Here is a 23,491-nt window from a genome sequence, read left to right on the forward strand (position 1 = left end):
GCGCTGCGAAGCAGCGACGGATTGGGGGAACCACCTGGCAATCAAGCCTCGGCCTGATCAGTCACGCCAGTCACAGAAGATGTGTGCATAGCGTAACCGGGGGAAGAAGGAAGGGGTCCAGCATCAATTCCGGTAGACCGGCTCTTCCTCGTCGAGGATTGCCTTCAACTCGGCAAGGTGACGCTCGGCCTGGCCGGGATAATCATCCATTTCGCGCGCGGTCTTCTCGGCGATCTCGTCCGAGAGCGTGCGCAGCGGGCGGCCGGTCCACAACGCCTTGATGTAGGTCTCGGCGGCGCGCTCGAAATAGAACATGCGGTTGAAGGTGTCGGCGACGGTGTCGCCGATGACCATCACGCCGTGATTGCCCATGACCATCACCTTGACCTTGGGGTCGGTGAGAAGCTGCGAGCAGCGTTCGCCCTCTTCCTCGAAAGCCAGCCCGCCATAACTGGCATCGACAACATGGCGGTTGAAGAACATGGCCGAGTTCTGGTCGACCGGCGGCAGCGTCGAATCGGCCAGCGAAGCAAGCACCGTGGCGTGGATCGAATGGACATGCATGGCGCAGCGCGCATGCGGGACATTGCGATGGATGGCGCCATGCAGGCCCCAGGCGGTCGGATCGGGCGCGTTGGGGCCGGACAGCGTGTCCGGATCGTTGGCGTCGATCAGCAGCAGGTCGCTCGCCTTGATGCGCGAGAAATGCACCTGGTTGGGGTTCATCAGGAACTTCGTGCCGACCTCGTTGACGGACAGCGAGAAATGGTTTGCCACCGCCTCATGCATGTTGAGCCGCGCCGTCCAGCGGAAGGCGGCGGCGAGATCGACCCGCTCCTCATAGTAAGGCAGGTTGCTCAGCGGTTCCTTGTGCAGGCGGGCAAGGCTCATCGAAAATCCTCCGCTTGGGTTTGTTTTCCGAGAATGCCGCGCATGGCGGCTGCCAGCAACCGATAAACGCTGGCTCAGCGGATCAAGCCGCCGGGCGCGCCGACTGCAGGCCGCCCTGCTCGACGATAAAGTCGATCACTTCCTGCAAGCCCTTGCCGCGCGACAGATCCGTGAAGCCGAAGGGCCTTTTGCCGCGCATGCGGCCGGCATCGCTCTCCATGACGTCGAGGTTGACGTTCACATAGGGGGCCAGATCGCTCTTGTTGATGACGAGGAAATCCGAGCGGGTGATGGCCGGGCCGCCCTTGCGCGGGATCTCCTCGCCCTGGCAGACCGAGATGACGTAGAGGGTCAAGTCGGCAAGGTCAGGCGAGAAGGTGGCGGCGAGATTGTCGCCGCCGGATTCGATGAAGATGATGTCGAGATCGGGGAATTTCTTGTTCAGCTCGGCAATGGCGCGCAGATTGATCGAGGCGTCCTCGCGGATGGCGGTGTGCGGACAGCCGCCGGTCTCGACACCGACGATGCGCTCTTCGGGCAATGCTTGTAGCCGCGCGAGCATCATCGCATCCTCCTTGGTGTAGATGTCGTTGGTGACGACGGCGATCGAAAAGTCGTCGCGCAGCGCCTTGCAGAGCTTTTCGGTGAGCGTCGTCTTGCCGGAGCCGACCGGCCCGCCGATGCCGATGCGAAGAGGACCGTTTTTCGATGTCATGCCGGAAACTCCGTGATGGCAAGGATTGAGAAGCCTGCCCCGATCAAGAGGCAAAGCGGCGAATAAAGACTTTGGTCAAGCCGCGCGAAAGGCTGTTCGGGCGCAAACCGGCGCCACCAGGGCGTGAAGCCGGCGATGCCGCGGCCGAGGAAGACGAGGCCGATCATCAAAGCCGTGGCAGCCAGGCCTTCCCGTGGAAAGGGCGTCGCAAAGACACCGGCCAACGCCAGCGGCCAGAGCGTTGCCAATGTCAGGCAGGCCGCGACAGCAAAACTCGCGAATGACGACGGCATCTCATCGACACCGCGGAAGCCGACGACGGCGCGGGCGCAGGATGCCTGGTCCGTGCCCGGCCAGATGCCGCCTATGCCCCAATAGACATGCAGCGTTGTGATCAGGAGCAGGACGAAGGAGAGGATGCCGGCAAGCACGATCATGAGCGGAACAGCCTGGAGTATTGCGTCTCGTGCTGCATCGCCATGATGTCGGACATGAAGGCCGCGCCACCCAGATCGTCCAGGCTGGAAGTGGCGGCGCGCGATGCGGTCGCCAGCGCCAGAGGTTCGAAGCCGGCTAACAATGCGACGGCGTCGACCTGGCCGACAACACCCAACCTGATTGCCGCCTGCACGAGATTGGAGAAGAAAGCCTGGAGGAAGGCGGAAAGCGCATCCGAAAGGCCGATGCCGCTGCCGCCCGCAACGGCGCCGACTGCTACGCAATAGGGGCAATCGGCCGGCAGGCGCTCCAGCGCTGGAGACGACCAGGCCGAAGCCGCCTGCAGGAAGGCCGTGCCCTGCAGCATGGTTTCGAGATGACGCTCCCGCGACCCGGCGAGCGCCTCGGCCAGCGCGGCAACCTCGCTGAGATCGCCGCCGTCACGTCCGCAGCGCCAGCTTTCGGCGAAGAGCACGGCATCGTTCCAGCCCGAGCCGATCTCGACCAGCGTCTCCAGCCAGCCGGCGAGATCGTCCCGGTCGGCGATCAGCCCGTCATGCACGGCGCGCTCGAGGCCATGGCTGTAGGAGAAGCCGCCGACCGGAAAGGCCGGCGACAGCCAGGCCATCAGCCGCAGCAGCGCGACGCTGGAAAGCTCCTCAGTCATGATGATGGTGGTGGTGATGGTCGTGGTCGTGATCGTGATCGTGATGATCATGGTGCTGGTGGTCATGATCGTGATGGTCATGTGAATGGCCGTGGTCATGCGAATAGCCGTGGTCATGGCCGGAATAGGCGCCGCGCACCGGGCTGAACGGCTGCGAAACCTCATTCACCGTGGCGCCGAGGCCTTCGAGCATCGCCTTGATGACATGATCGCGTAGGATAAGGATGCGCTCCGCCTCGATCGCCGCCGCGAGGTGACGGTTGCCGATGTGCCAGGCGAGCTCGGCGAGATGAGCCGCATCGCGGGCGCGGATGTCGTAGACCTCCTCCGGCGCCGCGACGATCTCGAGCTGGCGGCCGTCTTCCAGCACCAGCCGGTCGCCATTGCCGAGCGCCACCGGCTCGGGCAGGTCGACCAGCACCTTGTCGCCGCCGGCGGTTTCGACGGCGCGGCGGCGCAGATGCCGCTCGTCATGCGGCAGCACGGCCTTGTCATAGGGCGCCGCCGAGCCAGCCTCGCCGGCTGGCAACACCGAGACGGCGCGCGGGAATTTGGTGAAATCGGTGGTGATGTTGAGCTTCATTTCATGGCTCCGCCATTGGCTTGGGCACGGGCACGAGCGGGGCGCCCGAGGACACGATCGAAATAGGTGTTGACGCGCTGGGACTCGATCGGGAAACGGCCGGCACGAGCCCAGCCGCCGATATCGCCGAGCAGCACGTCGACGGCCGAGAACCGGTCGCCCAGCGCAAACGGCTTGTCGCCAAGCCGGCGATCCAGCGCCTTTATTTCGGATGCGAAATCATAGGCTGCGGCCGGGCCGACATCGACCCGCACATCCTTGGGCAGCAGGAAGCGGTGGCGCAGCTTGTTCCACAGCGGCGCTTCCAGTTCGCTCTGGGCGAAGTGCATCCAGGAGTCCATCTCGGCGCGGCCGGCGAGACCCGGATTGGCGCCCATGCCCTTGTCGGCGTGCTTATCGGCCAGATAGACGCAGATCGCCGCTGAATCCGTGACCTTGAGCTCGCCGTCGATCAGGATCGGCACCTTGCCGGAAGGGTTGAGCGCATAGGCCTCCGGCGAGCGCAGCTTCACCTCGACGAATTCGTAGGGCTGCCCGAGCTCCTCGAGCATCCAGAGCACCCGGCTGACCCGGGATCCGCGCGATCCGACGGCCTTGTACATGGTTGAGTCCTGCATTTCTCCGATCCTAGATCAACGCATGCATCAGCCCAATGGCGCTCAGACGATGGTGTCGAAGAGCCGCAGGATGAATGATATCTGATAGATCAGCGCGGCTGCGACGAAAGCGACGTGGAAACGGCGGTCGCGTACCAGGATCGCCACCAGGCAGAGCGCGACGAAGACCGGTGTGCGGAACAGATACTCATTGCCGAAGCGGGCGAAATGCTCCGGGCCCTTGAGCAGCGTGTCGATCACGTCGAGCAGATAGGTAGCCGCCAGCAGCCCGAAGAACCAGGCGCGGCGCGAGTAAAAATAATCCTCGTAGCTGGTGTAGTCGAGCATCGAATCCGGAAACAGCAGCGCGCAAAGCAGGAACAGCGTGATGGCGTAAAAGATGATGAAAAGATATTTGCCGAAGGTCCAGTTCTCGATGGCGTAGAGGCCGAATTCCCACCACCAGAAATGCACCAGCATCAACAGCACCGAAGCGACCCAGGCGAGATGCACCGCATAGAGCCGGTACTGGCCTGGATGCTGGACGATGCGGGCAGTTCCCGAAAGCAGACGCGTGACGCCGAGGCCGATCACCATGCCCATGACGATGCGGATATGCGGAAAGATGTCATGCGGGGAGGCTATTTCGGTGGGCATGCGTAATCACAATGCGGCTGCTGCTTTGCCGCATATTGCGGTCTGCGCGCGCGAGCCGCAACGATATTTGCCCACTCCCCGATCAGCCGACTGTCAAAACAGGAAATACCGTTGCGCCATCGGCAGCACGGTCGCGGGCTCGCAGGTCAAGAGCTCGCCGTCGGCGCGCACTTCGTATGTTTCGGGATCGACCTCGACATGCGGCGTCGCGTCGTTGAGCACCATGGAATGCTTGCCGATGCCGCCGCGGGTGTTCTCGACCGCGATCATCGCCTTGTCGACACCCAACCTGCCCTGCAGGCCGGCCTCGAGCGCCGCCTTCGAGACGAAGGTCACCGAGGAGTTGGTCAGGGCCTTGCCGTAGGCGCCGAACATCGGCCGGTAGTGCATCGGCTGCGGCGTCGGGATCGAGGCGTTGGGGTCGCCCATCGGGGCAGCGGCGATCGAACCGCCGACCAGCACCATCTCCGGCTTGACGCCGAAGAAGGCCGGGTTCCACAGCACGAGATCCGCCCGCTTGCCGACGGTGATCGAGCCGATCTCCTTCGACAGGCCGTGCGCGATGGCCGGATTGATGGTGTATTTGGCGATGTAGCGGCGGACGCGGAAATTGTCGTTGTCGCCGGTCTCGTCAGGCAGCGCGCCGCGCTGGCGCTTCATCTTGTCGGCGGTCTGCCAGCAGCGGATCGCCACCTCGCCGACCCGGCCCATGGCCTGGCTGTCGGAAGAGATGATCGAGAAGGCGCCGATGTCGTGCAGGATGTCCTCGGCGGCGATCGTCTCCTTGCGGATGCGGCTCTCGGCGAAGGCGATGTCCTCGGGGATCGAGGGCGACAGATGATGGCACACCATCAGCATGTCGAGATGCTCGGCCAAGGTGTTGACCGTGTAGGGCCTGGTCGGATTGGTCGAGGAGGGGATGACGTTGGGCAGGCCGCAGACCTTGATGATGTCGGGCGCATGGCCGCCGCCGGCGCCCTCGGTATGGAAGGCATGGATGGTGCGGCCTTGAATAGCCGCCACCGTGTTCTCGACGAAGCCCGATTCATTCAGCGTGTCGGTGTGGATCATCACCTGCACGTCGTAATCCTCGGCAACCGACAGGCAGCAATCGATGGCGGCCGGGGTCGTGCCCCAGTCCTCATGCAGCTTCAGCGAGCAGGCACCGGCCAGCACCATCTCTTCCAGCGCCGCCGGCTTTGACGCATTGCCCTTGCCCGACAGGCCGATATTCATCGGAAAGGCATCGAAGGACTGGATCATGCGCGCCATGTGCCAGGGTCCCGGCGTGCAGGTGGTGGCCAAAGTGCCATGCGCCGGGCCGGTACCGCCGCCAAGCATGGTGGTGACGCCGCTCATCAGCGCTTCCTCGATCTGCTGCGGGCAGATGAAATGGATATGCGCGTCGAAGCCGCCGGCCGTGAGGATCTTGCCCTCGCCGGCGATGATCTCGGTGCCGGGGCCGATGATGATGGTGACGCCGGCCTGCGTGTCCGGATTGCCGGCCTTGCCGATCGCGGCGATGCGGCCATCCTTCAGGCCGATATCGGCCTTGACGATGCCGGTGAGCGCATCGACGACCAGCGCATTGGTGATGACGGTATCGACCGCACCGCCGGCCCGCGTCACCTGGCTTTGGCCCATGCCGTCGCGGATGACCTTGCCGCCGCCGAATTTTACTTCCTCGCCGTATACGGTGAGATCCTTCTCCACCTCGATGAAGAGCTCGGTGTCGGCAAGCCGCACCTTGTCGCCGACCGTTGGTCCATACATCTGCGCATAGGCGGCACGGCTTATCCTGGCCATCAGCGATTGCTCCCGAAATTCAGGTTGAATGAACGCGAGGTGCACATTGTCGCCACCCAATGGTCACGCAATGACCCGCTCGGCGACACCTTGCGCTCCCATTTGGCGGTTGAGGTGCCCCGGTCAGCCCAAAAGGACCGTTTGCCAAACCGATGGAAGGAATATCCATGCTCAAAGCGATTCTTCTCGCCGCAACCGCCACCACGTTGATGGCGGGCACTGCCAATGCCCAGCAGCAGCCGACGCCGCAGCCCAGTCCCGCGCCGACCGCGCCCGCCGCGCCGAAAGCCCAGCCCGCGGCGCCCGCTATCCAGAGCGTCAACGTCGTCGATATCACCGAACTGCCCAAGGACACGCAGACGCAGGTCAACCAGATCGTCGCGCAGCGCGGCGATGCCGGCCTGCAGACATTGCGCAAGTCGATCGACGCCACGCCCAAGGTCAAATCCGCGCTCGAAGCCAAGGGCATGAGCTCCGCGCAAGTGATCGCTGCAAGCATGCAGCCCAATGGCGCGCTGACGCTGATCACCAAGAAAGCGAGCTGATTGCGTGCCTTGGCGGGCCGCCTTGCGGCCCGCCTGCCGGCTTTTGAAGGGAACCTCCGGCCAAGCAGGACCGTTTCGCTGTTGTCGCCCCGCCACGAGTTCAGTCAGGAGCGAGCGATGGCGAAAGCCCCGCGTTTTAAAAGATGGAGTTCCGCGGTTGCCGCCACGCTTTTCGTGGCCGCGCCGCATGCAGCGCCCGCGGCGCAGCCGCTGGACAACGACAGGCCTGCCGCGGCAATCGTCGATTCCGATGTCCGGCAGGAAGAGGCGCTTTCCTCGACGGAGGCCGGAAAGGTCATCACTGCCATCGACCGCACCCGCGACAACATCGGCACGGTGCGAAAGACAACCAAGCTCGATACGGTCGACATCGTGTTCCTGACCGACGCGGCGCGCAGCGAGGGCGGGCCGCCGCCGGCGATAGAGAACAAGGTGAAGCAGCATCAGGAGGATGTCGCCGAATTGCGCCAGGAGATCGAGGCGAACGCCCTGCTCTTCAACGCGATCGATTCGCGACGCGTGCAGGCCGAGGACGTGCTCGCCGTAGAATTCGACAATCCGGGGAAGGTCGTCATCTATGCCGCCGCCAAGCCTCCGAAGTGATGTGAGCGCGCCGGCGGACGTCACAGCTTGCCCATCACCTTTTGCTGGAAGCCATAGACCTCGCGCTTGCCGCCCAGCGGCACCAGCGTGACGTCGCGCTCCTGCCCGGGCTCGAAGCGCATCGCGGTGCCGGCGGCGATGTCGAGCCGCATGCCGCGCGCCCTCTCGCGGTCGAATTTCAGGCCCTCATTGGTTTCGTAGAAATGATAGTGGCTGCCGACCTGGATCGGCCGGTCGCCGCTGTTGGCGACCTTGAGCGTGACGGTCGGCAGGCCCTCGTTGAGCGCGATCTCGCCCTTGGCCGCGATGATTTCGCCGGGGATCATCGCGCCCTCACAACACGCCGAAGGCGAGGCCGACGCCGGCCGCCGCGCAAGCCGCACCTGCAGCGCGCGCCAGGCTGCGGAAGCGCATGCCGAGGCTGAGGGCCGCCGCGATGCCCACGGCATGGAGAAGGGCCGTCGCGGCGGCGAAGCCCGCAATGTATTCCAGCCCGCCGGCGTTTTCGGGCACTTCCGTGCCGTGGGCGTGACCATGGAACAGCGCGAACAGACCGATGACCGCGATCCCGGTCGAGACCGGCAGGTCGATCGCCAGCGCCACCAGCAGGCCAAGCGTCACCACGGAAGCGAGGATGCCGGGCTCGACGAAAGGCATCGGCACATGCAGCATGCCGAGCGCGCCGCCGGCCAGCATCACGCCGACAAAGGCCAGCGGCCAGGCCCAGATAGCCTTGCCGCCCTTCAGCGCCGCCCACAGGCCGACGGCGATCATGACCGTCATGTGGTCGAGACCGGACAGCGGGTGCGCGAAACCGGCGGCGAAGGACGAGGTCGTGGCGATGCCGACATGGGCATAGGCCGGCATGGCGGCCGCCAGGAAAAGGATCGCGGCAAGCGTGGTACGTTTCGTCGAAGCGGGGATCATCTTTCTGCCCTTCCAATTGAGCCGGTCAAGCGGCCTTGCGCGGGCCGCAGCCTTCGGCCTTGAGCACGCGCCTGGTCGACGGCGGATATTTCGTCAGCTTGGCCGCCGGCCGGATCGGCCGCGGCGCGAAATTGCCGCCGCAATTGGGGCAGACGCCACCCAGCACATTGTCCACGCAGTCGGCGCAGAAGGTGCACTCGAAGGTGCAGATCAGCGCATCGGTCGCTTCCGGCGGCAGATCCTTGTCGCAGCATTCGCAATTCGGCCTGAGCTCCAGCATCTGTCTTCCTCCTCACCGGATCGGTTCATGCACGGTCACCAGCTTGGTGCCGTCGGGAAATGTCGCCTCGACCTGGACGTCGTGGATCATCTCGGCGATGCCGTCCATGACCTGGGCGCGGGTGACGACATGCGCACCCGCCTCCATCAATTCCGCGACCGGGCGGCCGTCGCGCGCGCCTTCGACGACGAAGTCGGTGATCAAGGCGATGGCTTCGGGATGGTTGAGCTTGACGCCGCGCTCCAGCCGCTTGCGCGCCACCATCGCCGCCATGGCGATGAGCAGCTTGTCTTTTTCACGCGGCGTCAGGTTCATGCAACTTCCCGGCAATCGAAATCAGAGTGACCACAATTTAGGCAGGCCCGCCCGCCCATTGAGCAGTTCGACGAGCGGAACCAGCCGCTTGCGGAGCTGGTAGCCGTCGCCGGCACAGAGCCTCGCAAGAAGCTTGCCAGATCGGCCGACGCGCCAGAAACTGGCGCCGCCCCAACCACCGATGGCGGGGTCGCCGATGATGGCGCGGGCGGGCTCCAGCAGACTTTCGGCCTGCGGCGACACCAGCAGCAATGTGGCGACGGCAAGCGCGCCGCCGGTCGCCGCCGGCCGCTGGAGCGTTGCGGCGATGTCCGGGCCGAGCCGAAAATCCTCCGCATGGATCAGCGCGCCGCCCTGGCGGACCCGCCAGCGGTCATGGAAACTGCCGTTGGTTGTCCGCTCGCACATCGCCAGCCGGCCGAACAGCGCGGCCTCCAGCACCAGTGCCTCGGCATCGTCGCCAAGCTCGACATCCAGCGTGCGGGCGAAGGCGGCGCGGTCGAAAACGATGGTTTCCTGCGGCAGCCAGGCGATGCGGCCGCCCGGACCGACCCGCAGGTTGACGCTTGTCTCGGCCCTGTCGGCGGCGGCACGATAAATCTTCTCGCAGGCCTGGGTGGTGACGGCGGCGGAGGCGTCGGCGCCGACCTCGACCGTCCAGCCGAGGCGATCGCCGCCGGTCAGTCCGCCGGCGGTGTTGATCAGCACCGCCTCGAGCGGATCGCCTTGCACCGCCGGCAGGCGGATCTTGGCCGATCCGTCCTGATAGAGCCGCCGCAGGCGCGTCCGGCCCCCGCTCTTGCCGCAGAAAAGCCTGCCTAGGCCGGCAACGCGTTGCGCGGCAGGCAAGGGAGGGGCGGCCAAAGGCGAGGCAGGCTGGGATGTCAAAGTGTTGCCGATCATGTCCATGATCCCAGGTTAAGCACTCCGGCGGCTTTGTCGATATCGCTTGTTGCTTGACATCGTTTCGGTTTCTATAGAGGGAAGCCACCTTGGAGCGGTCGCGCGGTGCCTGGCGAGGTAAGGCAACGGCGTTTGTTGGGTCCGGGGATCAAAAAAAGAGGCGCTGATCAGTTGGCGTCGGGCAACGACAGGGAAGGAACCGAATGGCTGACCAGCTGACGACCGAGATCATCGAAAAGATCAAGGCGCATGCCGATACCGGCGGCGAGGAAATCACCGCCAGCACCGATCTCGGCACGCTCGGCATCCATTCGCTGGAGCTGACCGAGATCATCTTCGATCTCGAGGAAAAGTACGGCATCGAGATCGAGATGAACACGGTTGATGCCTGGAGCAACCTCAAGAACGTCGGCGACATGGTCGAGGCGGTTCGCGAACTGATCGCGAAAAAAGCCTGACTGCATGCAAAAACGCGTCGTCATCACCGGTATTGGCGGGATTTGCGGGCTCGGCAACGATGCGGCGGCGATATGGGACGCCATGCGCGCCGGCCGCTCGGCCATCGGCCCTATCGACAATCCGTCGCTGCATGACCTCAAGGTCAAGACCGGCTGCGAAATCAAGCAATTGCCGGACCATGGCATCGACCGCAAGCAGGTCGTGTCGATGGACCGCTTCAGCCTGCTGGCCGTGATCGCGGCGCGGGAAGCCATGCAGCAATCGGGCTTGACCGCGCATGCCGACAACACTTACCGGATGGGCGCAATCGTCGGCATCGGCGTCGCGGGCTTCGAGACGATCGAGGAGAACTACCGCGCCATCCTGCTCGAAGGGCGCAACCGCGCCGCCATCTTCACCGTGCCGAAAGTGATGCCGGGCGCGGCCGCCGGCCAGGTCAGCATGAATCTCGGGTTGCGCGGCCCTGTTTTCGGCGCCACCTCGGCCTGCTCGTCGGCCAACCATGCGATTTCCTCGGCGGTCGACCAGATCAGGCTCGGCCGCGCCGACGTGATGGTCGCCGGCGGCACCGAAGCGCCGCTGGTGTGGGGCGTGCTCAAGGGCTGGGAGGCGCTCAGGGTGCTTTCGCCCGATACGTGCCGGCCGTTCTCGGCCGATCGCGCCGGCCTGGTGCTCGGCGAAGGTGCCGGCATGGCGGTGCTCGAAAGCTACGATCACGCGATGGCGCGCGGCGCCACCATCTTGGCCGAGATCGCCGGCGTCGGGCTTTCGGCCGATGCCTCCGACATCGTCGCGCCGACCATCGAGGGACCGGAAGCGGCAATGCGTTTTTGCCTCGCGGATGCCGGGCTCAATCCGGAAGATGTCGACTACCTCAACGCGCACGGCACCGGCACCAAGGCTAATGATCAGATCGAGACCGCGGCAATCAAGCGCGTCTTCGGCGAGCATGCCCGTTCGCTTTCGGTGTCCTCGACCAAGTCGATGCATGCGCATTGCCTCGGCGCTTCCGGCGGGCTGGAGATGCTCGCCTGCGTTATGGCGATCCGCGACGGCATCGTGCCGCCGACCGCGAATTACCGCGAGCCGGATCCGGAATGCGATCTCGACGTGACGCCGAACACGGCGCGCGAGCGCGGGGTGCGCGCGGCGCTCAGCAACAGTTTCGCCTTCGGCGGAACCAATGCAGTGCTGGCCTTCAGGGCGGTTTGACCGGCCGAAGCCTACCGGTTGACTGTGTGTGCACGGCGAGCCGGCTGGCGGCGTATTGATCCCGGCCGGCCGGGGTCCTAATTCTCCCTGACCCGCCATGAGCGCCGCCCGCCGCCGATCCGCATCCGGAGTTTGCGATGACCGACCTGTCCGCCTTTCCGATCGCCAAGCGCTGGCCGGCCAAGCACCCCGAGCGCCTGCAGCTTTATTCCGCCACGACGCCCAATGGCGTGAAGGCGTCGATCGCGCTGGAGGAGATCGGCCTGCCTTATGAGTCGCATTATGTCGATATCGGCAAGAATGAGAGCTGGACGCCGGAATTCCTGTCGCTCAATCCGAACGGCAAGATACCGGCGATCATCGATCCGGACGGTCCGGGCGGCAAGCCGATCGGCCTGTTCGAATCCGGCGCCATCCTGCTCTATCTGGCCGACAAGACCGGCAAGCTCATTCCCGCCGATCCGGCGCGCCGCTACGAGGCGATCCAGTGGGTGTTCTTCCAGATGGCGGCGATCGGCCCGATCTTCGGGCAGGTCGGCTTCTTCCACAAATTCGCTGGGCGCGAGATTGCCGATAAGCGGCCGCTGGAGCGTTACCGCGACGAGTCGCGGCGGCTGATCGGCGTCATGGAAACGCGCCTGAAGGGTCGCAAGTGGATCATGGACGACGACTATACCATCGCCGATGTGTCGATGCTGGGCTGGGTGCGCAACCTGATCGGGTTCTACGAGGCGCGCGACCTGGTCGGTTTCGACGATTTCCCGACCGTTGCCGAATGGCTGGAGCGCGGCCTGGCACGGCCTGCGGTGAAGAGGGGCCTGACCATCCCGGCGAAGGGCTAGGCTCTTATTTCGACTTAGCGCTGGTTCCCCTGCCAAGCATGGACGCGGCCAATCTTGCAGTCGCCACCACCGCGCCGGTCGCAACGCTTGCAACCGTGCGGATCGGACCCGGCCTGCTTGCGGCTGGTTTATGGGGCTTCTGCGCCTTGGCCGCGACCTTGTGGGCCGCGCCGGGCGTCACTTTCTTCGGCGCTGCCTTACCGAAGGTCGGCTTGGCGTCCTTCGATCGTTCGGCCGCCGCGGCGCCGGCTTGGGCTTGCGTCGTCCTGGATTGGCTGGCCCTGGCCTTTTTGGGCGCGGTTTTTCTGCTGTTCGTTGCCATCTGACGGCTCCTGCATTCTCGGTCGCAGTTTCGGAGGGAAAGCGTCCACCGCCTTCCTGGAATTGCTCCGGCGCCGGACAATTCGGGATAGGGTCATAACGGCGCGAAAACCTTAAGGTTCCCGCCCAAAACTATTGAAAATTGAGCAGGTTAACCAATAACCAAGGAACCAACGACCATGTCGGCAGGCCGGCGCCGCGCCAGCACCCGCTCGATGTTGGGCATGTCGTTGGAGGCGATCCAGGCGCGGGCGTCCTCGTCGGACTTGCCATGTTCGCGCCAGCGCTCCATCAGGCGGCTTTCGAGCTCGGCCCGCGGCACGTCGACGAAGATGGTGAAATCGAACAAAGGCGCCAGCCGCGACCACGGCTCCTCGTCGAGCAGCAGATAGTTGCCCTCGACCAGGATGAACTTGGTGTCGGTGCCGACGATTTCGGCCGCCGCGCGCGACAGTTCCATGCTGCGGTCGAACACGGGAATCGCGATATCGGGTTCGCCGGAGCGGATGCGCTTCAAGAGCGTCTCGAAACCGGCGAAATCGAACGTTTCCGGCGCGCCCTTGCGGGGGCGCAGGCCGCGGCGGTTGAGAATGATGTCGTCATAATGAAAGCCGTCCATCGGTACGACCTCGGATGTGCCTTCCGGCAGCAGTTCATGCAATGCAGCTGACAGCGTCGACTTGCCGGAGCCGGGCGGACCGGCGATGGCGACAACGAAGCGCCTGGCTCCGCCGGCGCGCTTGAAGATGGCGGCTGTGATATGGGCGATCTCGGACATCGGCGGCTTTCCGGCTGCGGTTCAGCCGACATCTTGGCGGGTGTCGGCGGAAAATTCAAACCTCGTTCCGAAGTTAGGCGGCCTGCGCACCTTCGAGGTTAGCCGAGGCGTCCATCCTCGTCCCCTGGAATGACGAACTCTCAGGCGCTGGCCGACGTCTCAATCAGGAACCGAGCGGCCGATGCGCAGGAACCCGCCGTCGAACGGCACCTCCCGCGCTGCCCCGCCGGCAGCAAGGACACGCAGGCGGTCGGGCGCCGATTCCAAACCGCTCGGCGGCTCCACATCCGCGGACGGAACCCCACCGATGACATGGCGAAACGACACCGACCGCCCCTCGGCGAGTGCAAAGACTGTGGCCACGCCTTCATGCTTCAACCAGTTGTCGCCGAGCGAAGCGGCGTGGCCGACGGCCGTGCGGCCGTCCTCGATGCCGAGCACGCCGAGATGGCGGCCGCTCCAGGGCGCGTAGTCGCGGCCACCATTCGAGAACCACAGCATGGTGACCGGCAGCTCGGCCGGGTTCTTCAGCACCAGAACCAGATCCTGCTCGGCGCGGCGGGCAATCGCCGTCCAGCCCGGACCGCCGTGGTCCGCCTCGACCAGGGTGATGAAATCCTCGCGCCTGTCTTCCATGCGGTAGCCGGTGAGGTCGGTTGTGCCGCCGGCGGCGAGCGGGAATTTTGTGAGGTCGGCGGCGCGAGCCGGATAGGCCAGCATGAAGCGGCCGCGCGCCGGATCGGGCTCCGGCGGCATCGGCGGCGTGACGGCCATGCGCTTCGCAGAGAAGGCGAGCCGGCCGCCGCCCGTCATCGCCGTCATCGGATGATGGGCGACGGAGATAGCGCCTGAGCCGCCGGAAAAGATGTGCTCCTGGTAGAGGAAGGGATGGCTGTCGCGCAGTGTGAAGACCTTGTCGACAGTGGCGCCCATGACCTTGCGGCGCAGCCGGACGACGGCGCGCCAGCCGCCGGGAACCGCGCCGTTGTCGACGACGTCCCACTCACTGTTGGCCGGCCAGCCATGCAGGGGCGCGGTCTCGACGTCACTGGTGGAGAAAGGCGCGCAGAGAAAATCGCCTGAGAGCCGCACCGTGCCTTCGGGCAGGGTTTCCGGCAGGCTCTCGCGCGGCGAGCCGACCCAGGGCGCGCGGTGCAGGGGCTTCAGGATGCGGCCTTCGGCCTCGACCTCCATGGCACTGATGTGACCGACGGCAAGATCGAGCGAAACCGAGATGCCCTTTGCGCCGATGGTGAGCGTGTCCATGAATGCTTCCCGAATCTCTTCTCGCGGCAGCAAAGCCTGTCCGGCACCGGATACGCAAGCGTGATGGCTGGCAATTTGCATCAGGCGTTTTCGCCCCCGCCAACCTATCCTTCGTCATTCTAGGGCGGAGCAAGGAGCGAAGCGACGCGCGCATACCCTAGAATGACGAAGGATAGGTCGCCGCTTCACGCGCGATAAAAAATCGCAAGAGAGGGGAACAGCGCCACGCTGAAAACGACCCTACTGCCTTTTATACTCCCTGACCGGCGACTTGGTGCCATCGGTATAGGTCACCTGCACCGCCATCGATTTCACGTCGTCCTTGACCTTGAAATAGGGTTGGTAGTCGGAAGGAATTGCATAAGGGTCCTTGGCGTCGCAGGGCGGCATCTTGATCTCCTTGTCGAGCGCGGTTCCGTTCAGGCTGTAATGCACTTGCCTGATGGCGCAGCGGAAGGAGAGCATCTGGGTGAAATAGACCAGGCCGCGATTGCCGCCTGCATCGAAGGCGATCCACGACGTCCAGAACTGGTCGAGGATCTGCTTGTTGCCCTGCTGGAGCGCTGAATCTGGATCGAAGCGGATGTCGAACGGGCCGGTCTCACGACCGCGGATGTCGAGATATTTGATGCCGATATTGGTCGCCGCGGTGCTGTCCGGCAATTCGAAGCTCGGATTGGGCATCGGCTTGCCGGTGCGCTGGTCGTTCATCGCCAGCATGCCGGTCTCGGTGAACGGGCCATTGGCGCCGAGCCGCCAGGAAATCGCCGTCGCCGGCTCGGGCAGCGAGATCGTCATCGACCAGCCGGCGTTGGAGCGCGTCGGCGTCAGCGTCGGCACGAAGCGCGACGGGTCGAGCACGTCGCCCAATGCCGTCAGCCGGGCGCGGCTGCGGTCGAGCCAGTCGGCCAGTTGGGTCTGATCGACGAAATATTTGAGCAGGCCGCCGTCTTTTTCGTACGAGACGAATTTGGTCAGCGCGGTCGCCTCGCTGCGCTTGTCGGCCAGCGTCTGGCTGCCCAGGCGGTCTTCCGAAAACTCCTGCGCCAGGAGGAAATAAGCCGGCGCGTAATCCGGGTTGGCCGCGATGAAGGCGTTTAGCTTGTCGAGCCGCTGCGCGTCGTCGAACTGCAACAGATGGACGAGCTTGAGCGAGGGCGCCTTGGCCTTTTCGGCGAGCTGGCCGAACACTTCGCGGGCGCTCGCCTTGCCGTCCTGGACCCTGAGCAGCGTGGCAAAGCGCGTATAGGGGTCGATCGCATCGACATCGAAGCCGGCAAAGGCAAGATAGGAACGGCGGGCGTTGAGCATGTCGCCGGCCAGCTCGTAGACGCGGGCATTGTGATAGAACTCGTCCGGGCGCTTCGGATCGGCGATCGTTCCGCCTTGCGCCGCAAGCTGCGCAAAGCCCTTGGCGATGGTGTCGATAGAAGCGGCGATCTGCTCGGTGGTCGCCTGCAGCTTTTCGGCCTGCGCCTGCTGCTGTTCTTGGCCCGCGGCCAAGCTGTCGGTGGTCTGCTTGACCGCCTCCACGGTCTTCTGCGTCTCGGTGCCCTGTTGGGTCTGCCTGGTCTGCGTCAGCGCGATCTCTTCGGTCGTCTTCGCTACCGTGTCGGTGGACTTCTTGACCGCTTCGACGGTCTTCTGCGTCTCTGTGACGGTCTTTTCGATCTTCGCCACTTTCTGCGAGACGATGCCCAGCGACTGCTGCAGCTCGGCCACCGCCGGCACGAGGCCGGCGATCACGCCATTCTGCGAATTCGTTTGCTGCTGGATGCCGTAGACGCCGCCGGCGATTGCCGCCGCGCTTGTGGCGAAGATCAGCGCCGGCATGGCTTTTGCCGCCAGCACCAGGCGCAGCACCATGGCGATGGCGATGATCAACGCCGCGACCGCGGCGCCGAGCGCGATATAGGCGGCAAAGGGTCCGAGCGGGTTGAGCACATCGCCGACCGCGCCGCTGACAAAGGCGAAACTCGCCGCCCATTTGCCGGTGCGGCTAAGCGATGCCCGCAGAAGCGAGGTGGTGCCCGTGGCGATTTCCGACATTGCCGATCCCCCCAAAAACCAAGCCGCGCGCATATTAACGGAAAGGTGGGGCGGAAGGCAAAACGGGGGTAAGCAGCTGGCCGGCGATTGGCGAAAGCCAAGCAGCATCCGATCTCCCCCGCAAGGGGGAGATTGGCAGCTTCGGCGAGGGCTCGAACCTCCAAAACCTGGGCAAATGCCTTATTGCCGCCGTTAACCAGTTGGACGCGGCACATGCGTTACGTTAGCTTCGCCGCATCTCAGCAACAGCTTTAGAACCGTCTTGCCCCGTCCCTTCCTCATCCTCCAAAAACTCATCGCTGCGATGGCCCTGCTCCTGCTGGTCGCCGGCTGCACCACGGCCGCGCCGCCTGAAAGCGTGCTTGCCGTGCCGGCGAAGCCGCAGAAATATGCGGCGATCGTGGTAGACGCCTCGACCGGCAAGACCTTGTTCGAGGTCAATTCCACGGCGCAGCGATATCCTGCCTCGCTGACCAAGATGATGACGCTCTATATGCTGTTCGAGGCGCTGGAGTCCGGCCGCGTCACCAAGCAGACGCAGATCCCGGTTTCCGACCACGCCGCCACGCAGCCGCCGACGAAACTGCGCTTCCGGCGCGGCGAGACGATCGACGTCGATTCCGCCATCCGTGCCATGGTGGTGAAGTCGGCAAACGACGTGGCGGTGGCGGTGGGCGAATATCTTGGCGGCGACTCGGAGGACCAGTTCGCCGCCATGATGACCGCCAGGGCCCGCTCGCTCGGCATGACCGGCACCAATTTCCGCAATGCATGCGGCCTGCCCGATGACGGCCAGGTGACCACGGCGCGCGACATGGCGGTGCTGGGCATGGCGCTGGAAAAGCGCTTTCCGCAGCATTTCCACTATTTCTCCGAAAGCGACTTCATGTTCCGCGGCCGGCTGGTGCGCGGCCACAACGACATGCTGGGCCGCGTGCGCGGCGTCGACGGCATCAAGACCGGATACATTCGTGCCTCCGGCTACAACATCGTCACCTCCTACAATGCCGACGGCAGGCATCTGATCGTGGTGGTGATGGGCGCCGACAGCGCGCGCCAGCGCAACAACCATGTCGAGGCGCTGATCCAGCGAAGCCTGGGGCCGACGACAGCCGATGCCGGCCAGCCCAGGCTGATGTATTCCGGGCAACAGCCGGCCTCGCCGCCGCCTGGCCTGCAGCCGCCCGGCTCGGCATTGCCAGGGCTGCCGGCACCGGGTTCCGCGCCCCCTGCGTCGATGCAGGCTGGCCAGCCGGCGTCCGACCTGCCGTCGCCGGATCTGGCGTCGCCCACTTCGCCGCTGCTGCTGCCGGCGCAGTAGCGCGGCGCCCTTGTCGGCTCGTCATTCCAGGGCGGAGCAAGGAGCGAAGCGACGCGCGCAGACCCTAGAATGACGAACCGATAGAAACGGCGCCCGACGGCCCGGGTCTGTCGAGATTCAGGCCAGGCCGCGCCGAGAATGATGGTTTCCGAGAACCGAGCGGAGCGTACTTTAAGCACGTGAGCACCGGAAGCGCAGGAAATCGTCGTTCGCAGGCCGGCATCACCTGAATATCGGCGGAGCCTACCGGACCACCAGCACCGGGATCCGCGTCAGCGACACCACCTCCGCCGTCTGGCTGCCAAGCATCAGGCGGCCGAGGCCGCGGCGGCCGTGCGAGGCCATGACGATGAGGTCGCTGCCCTCGGCGCCCGCAACTTCAAGGATCGCCTCGGCCGGCGCCTTGTTCTCGACGTGGACGCCCTTGGAGGCCACACCCTTGGCCTCGGCTTCGGCCTTGCATTTGTCGAGCACCTCGCTTGCATATTTGCGCGCGCTTTCCTCGTAATTGGAGAGCTCGTCGGCGGCGACATAGCCGGCCATGGCACCGCCCCAGGCCAGCGTCGGGAACGGCTCGGAGACGGTGACGAAGACGACAGTGGCGCCGAGCCCCTTGGCCAGCTCAAGCCCGTGGGCGACGCCCTTTTGGGCGAGTTCCGAACCGTCGGTGGCAATCAGGATTGTCTTGTACATGGTGGCGATCCCTCATTTGCGGGGCGCTGCGCGCGGCCCAGGTGGCGGGAGCCTGAACGGTCAGGCCTGATCTCGATATAGTCAGCCTATCAGGCCCGCCACAGGGGCCAGGTTGATCCGGATCAAGGCCAGGGGGCGGAGACGATTGCTCCAGGGTGGTGAGAAATTGCCGACGGCGCTCCCCCTCTCCGTCTCGGCTTCGCCGAGCCACCTCTCCCCCGCCTCCGGCGGGGGCGAGGAACCCAGGATTGCGAACGGCGCGGCAATGGCGATTGGCGTTTCCTCGCCCCCGCAAAGCGGGGGAGAGGTGGATCGGCGCGAAGCGCCGAGACGGAGAGGGGGCTGCGCCGACCTGTGCGATCGCGGCGCGAAGGTCGGCGAAGAACGCACCCTGCCCCCCATCACAAGAACTTGTTCCGTCACACGCTTTTCATACTGACCATGGATATGCCGCCGGCTTGGCGTATCGTATCGCAAAGCCTCGAACAGGAGCACCGACCATGGCCAGCGACCCGAAGGCAGCCGCGCAGAAGCAGGCGGACAACGAGAACGACGTCGCCGGCGAATATCTCGAGGCGGAAACCGTGTTGGAGGATGCCCAGCACGGAGCCGACGAGATCCTCGAAGCGCCGGAAGTGCCGGATTCCGAACCGCATGTGCCCGGCCGGATCAAGCCGAAGAAAAAACCCTCGGCGATCAGCGGCCGGAAATTCCGCAAGCGCGACCTGGTGCGGATCGACGACCTCAGGCCCAGCCTTGCCGACCGCATCCGCTCCGACCATCCCGACCTGCCGCGCGGCGCCCGCATCAGCCGCGAGGAGCTCGGCCGCTACCGCATGCGCTACATGGAGGAGTTGCTGCAGCAGGAGCACGGCGAGTTCTCCGAGCTCGACCGCCAGGTGGTGGAATCGATCGCGAGACAAGACACGATTTCGGAAAACTCGGAAGAGGAGTTCGAGGAGCACCGCTCGTTCGCCGACCGCGTCTCCGACACGATGGCCGAGTTCGGCGGCAGCTGGTGGTTCCTGATTTCGTTTGCTACCGTGCTTCTGGTCTGGATCGGCATCAACCTGATCGCCGGCCTGGCGCACGCCTTCGATCCCTACCCGTTCATCCTGCTCAACCTTCTGCTCTCCTGCATCGCCGCCATCCAGGCGCCGGTGATCATGATGAGCCAGAAGCGGCAGGAAGCCAAAGACCGGCTGCGCTCCTTCAACGACTACCGGGTGAACCTGAAGGCCGAGCTCGAAGTGCGCCATCTGCACGAAAAGCTCGACTATTTGATCTCGCGCCAATGGCAACGGCTGGCCGAAATGCAGCAGATGCAGCTGGATGCGATGCACGAGTTGGCGGGGGCTAAGAAGCAGAAGCGGGCGACAAGGGCGGTGAGAAGGAGGGTGGCGAAGGTGGAGGCGGAGGGGTGAGACCCAAGAGCTTGGGTTCCTCGCGCCCAAAAAACGGAGGTCCGAAGGGCGGCGAGACCCGCGGCTTGCTCCGAAACGGTGGGCTCGGCGAAGCCGCGACGTCGAAGGAGCGCCATGTCCGATAGCTATCGGTGAGACAATTCAACCCGTCTCAGGCCGCCGCACAATCGCCAATTGGCCGTTGAAGCCACGGCCGGCTTCCGCTATGAAGCCGTGGCTGGCCGGCTCACCGGCCGGTTCGTTTTCCCGGGAAGCACCCGTAGCTCAGCTGGATAGAGCGCTGCCCTCCGAAGGCAGAGGTCACAAGTTCGAATCTTGTCGGGTGCGCCAATTTCTCATTGCATAACAGGTAGTTAGCACTAGGCTTTGCTTAGCTGAAGTCGTTCGGGGTTGAGCGGCGTAAGCGCTGAGAACCGCGCTCGGCTGCGGCCTCGCCAGCCTCAATTCGGATTTGCGGCGTCGCAACTTTGCCTCCCCGATCGAAACGCCCGAAACGCATGGCAACCTCGCACATCCCGCTATGAGTGTCTGGACCCGGAACTCGTGATCAGGACGAGGATATCCGGTCGCGCCGGGCAAAGCGGCCAAGGAACCCGCCGCCGATCAGATCGTTTCGCGATATCTGGCCAGATCAACGGACCGAGGAGAACTCGAAATTCGGCATGCTCGCAGTCGCGCGGTGCCGAATACCGGCCAGTTCCGCCAGTTTTAGGACTTTGGCTCAATGTTGCATGACGTCGACTATGTCCTGCGAAAACTCGATTGGCTGCGCGCCGAAGGCATCTGGCCCAACGGCTTGCGGTATCTTTGGACCGATGCATTCGGCGTCGTGCTCTATGTCTCGCTTTACACAGAAACTGGCGAAGAGCGCTGGCTGGGCGCGGCCGACCGGCTGGTGGCCGATGTCGAGCGTGTGCTCGGCCGCAGGCGCGGATTGAGGATCGGCGAGGCGGCGGATCGCGATGGCCAGTATTTCCATTATCTGGCGATGTGGCTGTTCGCCTTGGCGCGTCTCGGCGATCTGAAGCCGGAATACCGCAAGCGGGGCATTGCGCTGGCGCGTGACATTCACCCGGCCTTTGTGATCCCCGGACGCGGCGTGATCTGGAAGATGCAGGAGGATCTGAGCAGCCCATATCCTGGCTACGGTCTCGGCAGCATGGATGCCTATGACGGCTACGTCTCTTACCGGATGCTCGGTGAGGACGCGCTGGCGGTCGAGATCGCGCAAATGCGCGACCTGATGGAGCGGGATTGGCGCACCCTCGACATCGAGCAGGACCTCGGCCTGGGCATGATGCTGTGGCTCGCCCATTTCTTTCCCGACGAGCCGTGGGCAGAGGCGCAGACGAGGCGTTCGCTGCGAACCCTGGAAACCATGTGGGTCGACCCGCCCGGCTATTTCAGCCGCGCCCCATGGCTGGGCGATACCAAGTTCGCCTTCACCAATTACGGCGTTTCACTCGGCCTGCAGGCCGCCGGTATCTGGCCGGGGCGTATCGACAGGCTGAACGCCTTCTTCGAGGACTGGCGCTCGGGCGACGAATACGACCGCGAGGCGATCACTTGGGTGATGGCCTGCACCTCGCATCTTCCCGGCGCTTTTCTGACCCGGGGTGGCGAGGGATCGACTGAAAGCGACGAACCCCGGGAACGTTCCTCCGCCGGCCCGGTTGTCGATGGAAGCGCATCGAGACGCAAGGGACACGGTTGAAATGGCCATTCTCTTGGGAAAACCGGGAAGCTGTTGGGTTGCGGCAGCCACCGCCACCAACTTTCCCCGGCTCGAAGGTTCGCTCCGTGCGGACGCCGTTGTCGTGGGGGCTGGAATTGTCGGCCTGACGACGGCGCTTCGCCTTTGCGAGGCGGGCCGATTGGTGGTCGTCCTCGAAGGCCTGCGGACAGGCGGCCAGGTCACCGGCCGCTCGACGGCCAAGATCACCACGCAGCATGCCCTGATCTATCGTCATCTCATCGACACTGTCGGCCTGGAGTTGGCCCAGGACTACGCCGACGCGAATTCCGCTGGCGCGCAACAAATCCGCGATTGGATCAACAACTACGACATCGCCTGCGATCTCGAGAGCAAGGACGCCTATACCTACACGTGCAGTGAAAGCCGGCGCGCGGAGGTCGTGGCCGAGGCGGAGGCCGCGCGCCAGGTCGGGCTGGAGGCCGATCTCCTCGATCGCGCGCCGCTGCCTTTCGAAACGACCGCAGCATTAGGGTTCCCCGACCAGGCGCAGTTCAATCCAACGATGTATCTGATTGGCTTGGCGGCAGCGGTGACAGCCCATGGTGGTCGTATCTTCGAAAACAGCCGCGCCACCTCGATCGACGAGGCAAGCCGCTGGCGCGTGGTCACCGATGGCGGCGCCGTTGATGCCGAAGACGTCATCGTGGCCACCAACATGACGGTGAAGAGTCCCGTCGGCATGGCGAACCGGACGCAACCGCGCTGCCACACCGCCATGGCCTTTCGGATCGATGATCCCCGCCCTGTCGACGGCATGTTTATCGGCATCGACGATCCGACGCATTCCATTCGCACGGGCCGTGATGCCGAAGGTCCACTGCTGGTCGCGCTCGGCCCCAAATTCAACACTGGCTGGGATGGCGACGTGGCGCGGCGGTTCATCGAACTGGAAAAATGGGCGAGAAAGAACCTTCCCGTCGGTGACGTTGCGTGGCGCTGGTGCAATGAGGACTATGACACGGCCGACAGGATCCCATACGCCGGCGAACCCGATTCCACCAAGGCGGCCGGCTTCCACATTGCCACGGGTTTCAACGCCTGGGGCATCACCAACGGAACGGTCGCGGGCACGATGATCGCCGACCTGATCTGCGGCCGCCCAAGCCGATGGCAAAAACTCTACGATCCGGCGCGGCCCTATCCCGAGGACTTCCACAAGAATGGCCGCAGTCAATCGATCGTCTCGAGCACGCACGATATCGCGCCTGGCATGGGTGGCGTGATCGTCAGGGGAGACGAAAAGATTGCGGCGTGGAGAGACACCGAAGGAGCACTCCGGGCGGTTTCGGCGACCTGCACCCACAAAGGCTGCACGGTATCCTGGAATAATGCCGACCGCACCTGGGATTGTCCCTGCCACGGCTCGGTCTTTGCCGCCGACGGCTCGGTCATCCACGGCCCTGCCCGAAAACCGCTTGCCCAGATTGCATTGTGAAAGCGGCAG

At 64.6% G+C, this 23,491-nt stretch carries 27 protein-coding genes and 1 tRNA gene; 10 read left to right on the top strand and 18 right to left on the bottom strand.

The genetic code is table 11. The features are described 5' to 3' along the window. Positions 1 to 123: 123 nt before the first annotated feature. From LB523_RS25365 to ureC, 8 genes are all read right to left on the bottom strand, one after another. The gene (locus LB523_RS25365; RefSeq protein WP_224608141.1) at positions 124 to 891 is read right to left on the bottom strand and encodes a class II aldolase and adducin N-terminal domain-containing protein; all 768 of its coding nucleotides are present in this window, start codon (positions 889 to 891) and stop codon (positions 124 to 126) included. Positions 892 to 973: 82 nt separating this feature from the next. After that, positions 974 to 1,606: an urease accessory protein UreG gene (ureG, locus tag LB523_RS25370; RefSeq protein ID WP_224608143.1), complete on the bottom strand. Its 633-nt coding sequence runs from the start codon at positions 1,604 to 1,606 to the stop codon at positions 974 to 976. Next, complete coding sequence (locus tag LB523_RS25375) at positions 1,603 to 2,043, bottom strand: DUF3995 domain-containing protein (RefSeq protein ID WP_224608146.1); 441 nt, start codon at positions 2,041 to 2,043, stop codon at positions 1,603 to 1,605. The genes ureG and LB523_RS25375 overlap by 4 nt, the downstream gene beginning before the upstream one ends. Further along, positions 2,040 to 2,711, bottom strand: a complete 672-nt coding sequence (locus LB523_RS25380) for an urease accessory protein UreF (protein WP_224608292.1) — start codon at positions 2,709 to 2,711, stop codon at positions 2,040 to 2,042. Before LB523_RS25380 ends, LB523_RS25375 begins: the two co-directional genes overlap by 4 nt. Beyond that, positions 2,704 to 3,294: an urease accessory protein UreE gene (gene ureE, locus LB523_RS25385; RefSeq protein WP_224608149.1), complete on the bottom strand. Its 591-nt coding sequence runs from the start codon at positions 3,292 to 3,294 to the stop codon at positions 2,704 to 2,706. The genes LB523_RS25380 and ureE overlap by 8 nt, the downstream gene beginning before the upstream one ends. Next, a complete protein-coding gene (locus LB523_RS25390; RefSeq protein WP_318011998.1) occupies positions 3,291 to 3,896 on the bottom strand; it encodes a glutathione S-transferase family protein in 606 nt (201 codons plus the stop codon). Before LB523_RS25390 ends, ureE begins: the two co-directional genes overlap by 4 nt. A 57-nt stretch (positions 3,897 to 3,953) precedes the next feature. After that, positions 3,954 to 4,547: a hypothetical protein gene (locus LB523_RS25395; protein ID WP_224608155.1), complete on the bottom strand. Its 594-nt coding sequence runs from the start codon at positions 4,545 to 4,547 to the stop codon at positions 3,954 to 3,956. A 93-nt stretch (positions 4,548 to 4,640) separates the two neighbouring features. Next, positions 4,641 to 6,353 carry an urease subunit alpha gene (gene ureC / locus LB523_RS25400; protein ID WP_411966493.1) on the bottom strand — a complete coding sequence of 571 codons (1,713 nt, stop codon included), beginning with the start codon at positions 6,351 to 6,353 and terminating at the stop codon, positions 4,641 to 4,643. Positions 6,354 to 6,520: 167 nt separating this feature from the next. Here ureC and LB523_RS25405 point away from each other — a divergent pair, with 167 nt between their 5' ends. Further along, positions 6,521 to 6,898 (top strand): hypothetical protein, encoded by a 378-nt coding sequence (locus LB523_RS25405; protein ID WP_140843685.1) that lies wholly within the window; start codon positions 6,521 to 6,523, stop codon positions 6,896 to 6,898. Between the two features lie 117 nt (positions 6,899 to 7,015). Then, the gene (locus LB523_RS25410; protein ID WP_140843683.1) at positions 7,016 to 7,501 is read left to right on the top strand and encodes a hypothetical protein; all 486 of its coding nucleotides are present in this window, start codon (positions 7,016 to 7,018) and stop codon (positions 7,499 to 7,501) included. 20 nt (positions 7,502 to 7,521) lie between these two features. Here the strand turns inward: LB523_RS25410 and LB523_RS25415 are convergent, their stop codons facing one another. From LB523_RS25415 to LB523_RS25435, 5 genes are read right to left on the bottom strand one after another with little or no spacing between them, the layout of a single operon-like run. After that, positions 7,522 to 7,827 carry an urease subunit beta gene (locus tag LB523_RS25415; RefSeq protein ID WP_224608158.1) on the bottom strand — a complete coding sequence of 102 codons (306 nt, stop codon included), beginning with the start codon at positions 7,825 to 7,827 and terminating at the stop codon, positions 7,522 to 7,524. Positions 7,828 to 7,834: 7 nt separating this feature from the next. Then, on the bottom strand, positions 7,835 to 8,428 hold the full coding sequence (locus LB523_RS25420) for a HupE/UreJ family protein (RefSeq protein WP_095768088.1): 594 nt from the start codon (positions 8,426 to 8,428) through the stop codon (positions 7,835 to 7,837). A 25-nt stretch (positions 8,429 to 8,453) separates the two neighbouring features. After that, positions 8,454 to 8,708, bottom strand: coding sequence for a DUF1272 domain-containing protein (locus tag LB523_RS25425; protein ID WP_140756795.1), 255 nt, complete (start codon positions 8,706 to 8,708; stop codon positions 8,454 to 8,456). A gap of 12 nt (positions 8,709 to 8,720) precedes the next feature. Continuing rightward, positions 8,721 to 9,023, bottom strand: coding sequence for an urease subunit gamma (locus LB523_RS25430; protein ID WP_041003069.1), 303 nt, complete (start codon positions 9,021 to 9,023; stop codon positions 8,721 to 8,723). 21 nt (positions 9,024 to 9,044) lie between these two features. After that, positions 9,045 to 9,926, bottom strand: coding sequence for an urease accessory protein UreD (locus LB523_RS25435; RefSeq protein ID WP_224608161.1), 882 nt, complete (start codon positions 9,924 to 9,926; stop codon positions 9,045 to 9,047). Between the two features lie 203 nt (positions 9,927 to 10,129). Between LB523_RS25435 and LB523_RS25440 the strand changes: the two genes are divergently transcribed. The 3 genes from LB523_RS25440 to LB523_RS25450 all read left to right on the top strand — a co-directional run bounded on the left by LB523_RS25440 (position 10,130) and on the right by LB523_RS25450 (position 12,439). Beyond that, entirely contained in the window at positions 10,130 to 10,384 is a 255-nt protein-coding gene (locus LB523_RS25440; RefSeq protein ID WP_041003067.1) for an acyl carrier protein, read from the top strand. A 4-nt stretch (positions 10,385 to 10,388) separates the two neighbouring features. After that, positions 10,389 to 11,597, top strand: a complete 1,209-nt coding sequence (locus tag LB523_RS25445; RefSeq protein WP_224608164.1) for a beta-ketoacyl-[acyl-carrier-protein] synthase family protein — start codon at positions 10,389 to 10,391, stop codon at positions 11,595 to 11,597. Between the two features lie 137 nt (positions 11,598 to 11,734). Next, on the top strand, positions 11,735 to 12,439 hold the full coding sequence (locus LB523_RS25450) for a glutathione S-transferase family protein (protein WP_224608167.1): 705 nt from the start codon (positions 11,735 to 11,737) through the stop codon (positions 12,437 to 12,439). Between the two features lie 4 nt (positions 12,440 to 12,443). Here the strand turns inward: LB523_RS25450 and LB523_RS25455 are convergent, their stop codons facing one another. From LB523_RS25455 to LB523_RS25470, 4 genes are all read right to left on the bottom strand, one after another. Then, on the bottom strand, positions 12,444 to 12,761 hold the full coding sequence (locus tag LB523_RS25455; RefSeq protein ID WP_224608170.1) for a hypothetical protein: 318 nt from the start codon (positions 12,759 to 12,761) through the stop codon (positions 12,444 to 12,446). Between the two features lie 150 nt (positions 12,762 to 12,911). After that, positions 12,912 to 13,538 (bottom strand): nucleoside triphosphate hydrolase, encoded by a 627-nt coding sequence (locus tag LB523_RS25460; protein WP_140843669.1) that lies wholly within the window; start codon positions 13,536 to 13,538, stop codon positions 12,912 to 12,914. Positions 13,539 to 13,697: 159 nt separating this feature from the next. Then, a complete protein-coding gene (locus tag LB523_RS25465; RefSeq protein ID WP_224608173.1) occupies positions 13,698 to 14,804 on the bottom strand; it encodes a hypothetical protein in 1,107 nt (368 codons plus the stop codon). Positions 14,805 to 15,044: 240 nt separating this feature from the next. Beyond that, entirely contained in the window at positions 15,045 to 16,853 is a 1,809-nt protein-coding gene (locus LB523_RS25470) for a methyl-accepting chemotaxis protein (RefSeq protein ID WP_224546592.1), read from the bottom strand. Between the two features lie 304 nt (positions 16,854 to 17,157). Here LB523_RS25470 and LB523_RS25475 point away from each other — a divergent pair, with 304 nt between their 5' ends. Next, positions 17,158 to 18,174 carry a D-alanyl-D-alanine carboxypeptidase family protein gene (locus LB523_RS25475; protein WP_224608298.1) on the top strand — a complete coding sequence of 339 codons (1,017 nt, stop codon included), beginning with the start codon at positions 17,158 to 17,160 and terminating at the stop codon, positions 18,172 to 18,174. Between the two features lie 243 nt (positions 18,175 to 18,417). Here the strand turns inward: LB523_RS25475 and LB523_RS25480 are convergent, their stop codons facing one another. Next, positions 18,418 to 18,867: a universal stress protein gene (locus LB523_RS25480; protein ID WP_224608176.1), complete on the bottom strand. Its 450-nt coding sequence runs from the start codon at positions 18,865 to 18,867 to the stop codon at positions 18,418 to 18,420. Positions 18,868 to 19,367: 500 nt separating this feature from the next. Between LB523_RS25480 and LB523_RS25485 the strand changes: the two genes are divergently transcribed. The 4 genes from LB523_RS25485 to LB523_RS25500 all read left to right on the top strand — a co-directional run bounded on the left by LB523_RS25485 (position 19,368) and on the right by LB523_RS25500 (position 23,482). Further along, positions 19,368 to 20,291, top strand: coding sequence for a DUF1003 domain-containing protein (locus LB523_RS25485; protein WP_224608179.1), 924 nt, complete (start codon positions 19,368 to 19,370; stop codon positions 20,289 to 20,291). A gap of 253 nt (positions 20,292 to 20,544) precedes the next feature. Then, positions 20,545 to 20,621, top strand: a tRNA-Arg gene (locus tag LB523_RS25490). 394 nt (positions 20,622 to 21,015) lie between these two features. Beyond that, on the top strand, positions 21,016 to 22,005 hold the full coding sequence (locus LB523_RS25495; RefSeq protein WP_224608182.1) for a hypothetical protein: 990 nt from the start codon (positions 21,016 to 21,018) through the stop codon (positions 22,003 to 22,005). 1 nt (position 22,006) lies between these two features. Further along, positions 22,007 to 23,482 carry an FAD-dependent oxidoreductase gene (locus LB523_RS25500; protein WP_224608185.1) on the top strand — a complete coding sequence of 492 codons (1,476 nt, stop codon included), beginning with the start codon at positions 22,007 to 22,009 and terminating at the stop codon, positions 23,480 to 23,482. Positions 23,483 to 23,491 lie beyond the last annotated feature (9 nt).

Origin of the sequence: Mesorhizobium sp. ESP-6-4 (assembly GCF_020164735.1) — a bacterium.
Taxonomy (GTDB): domain Bacteria; phylum Pseudomonadota; class Alphaproteobacteria; order Rhizobiales; family Rhizobiaceae; genus Mesorhizobium.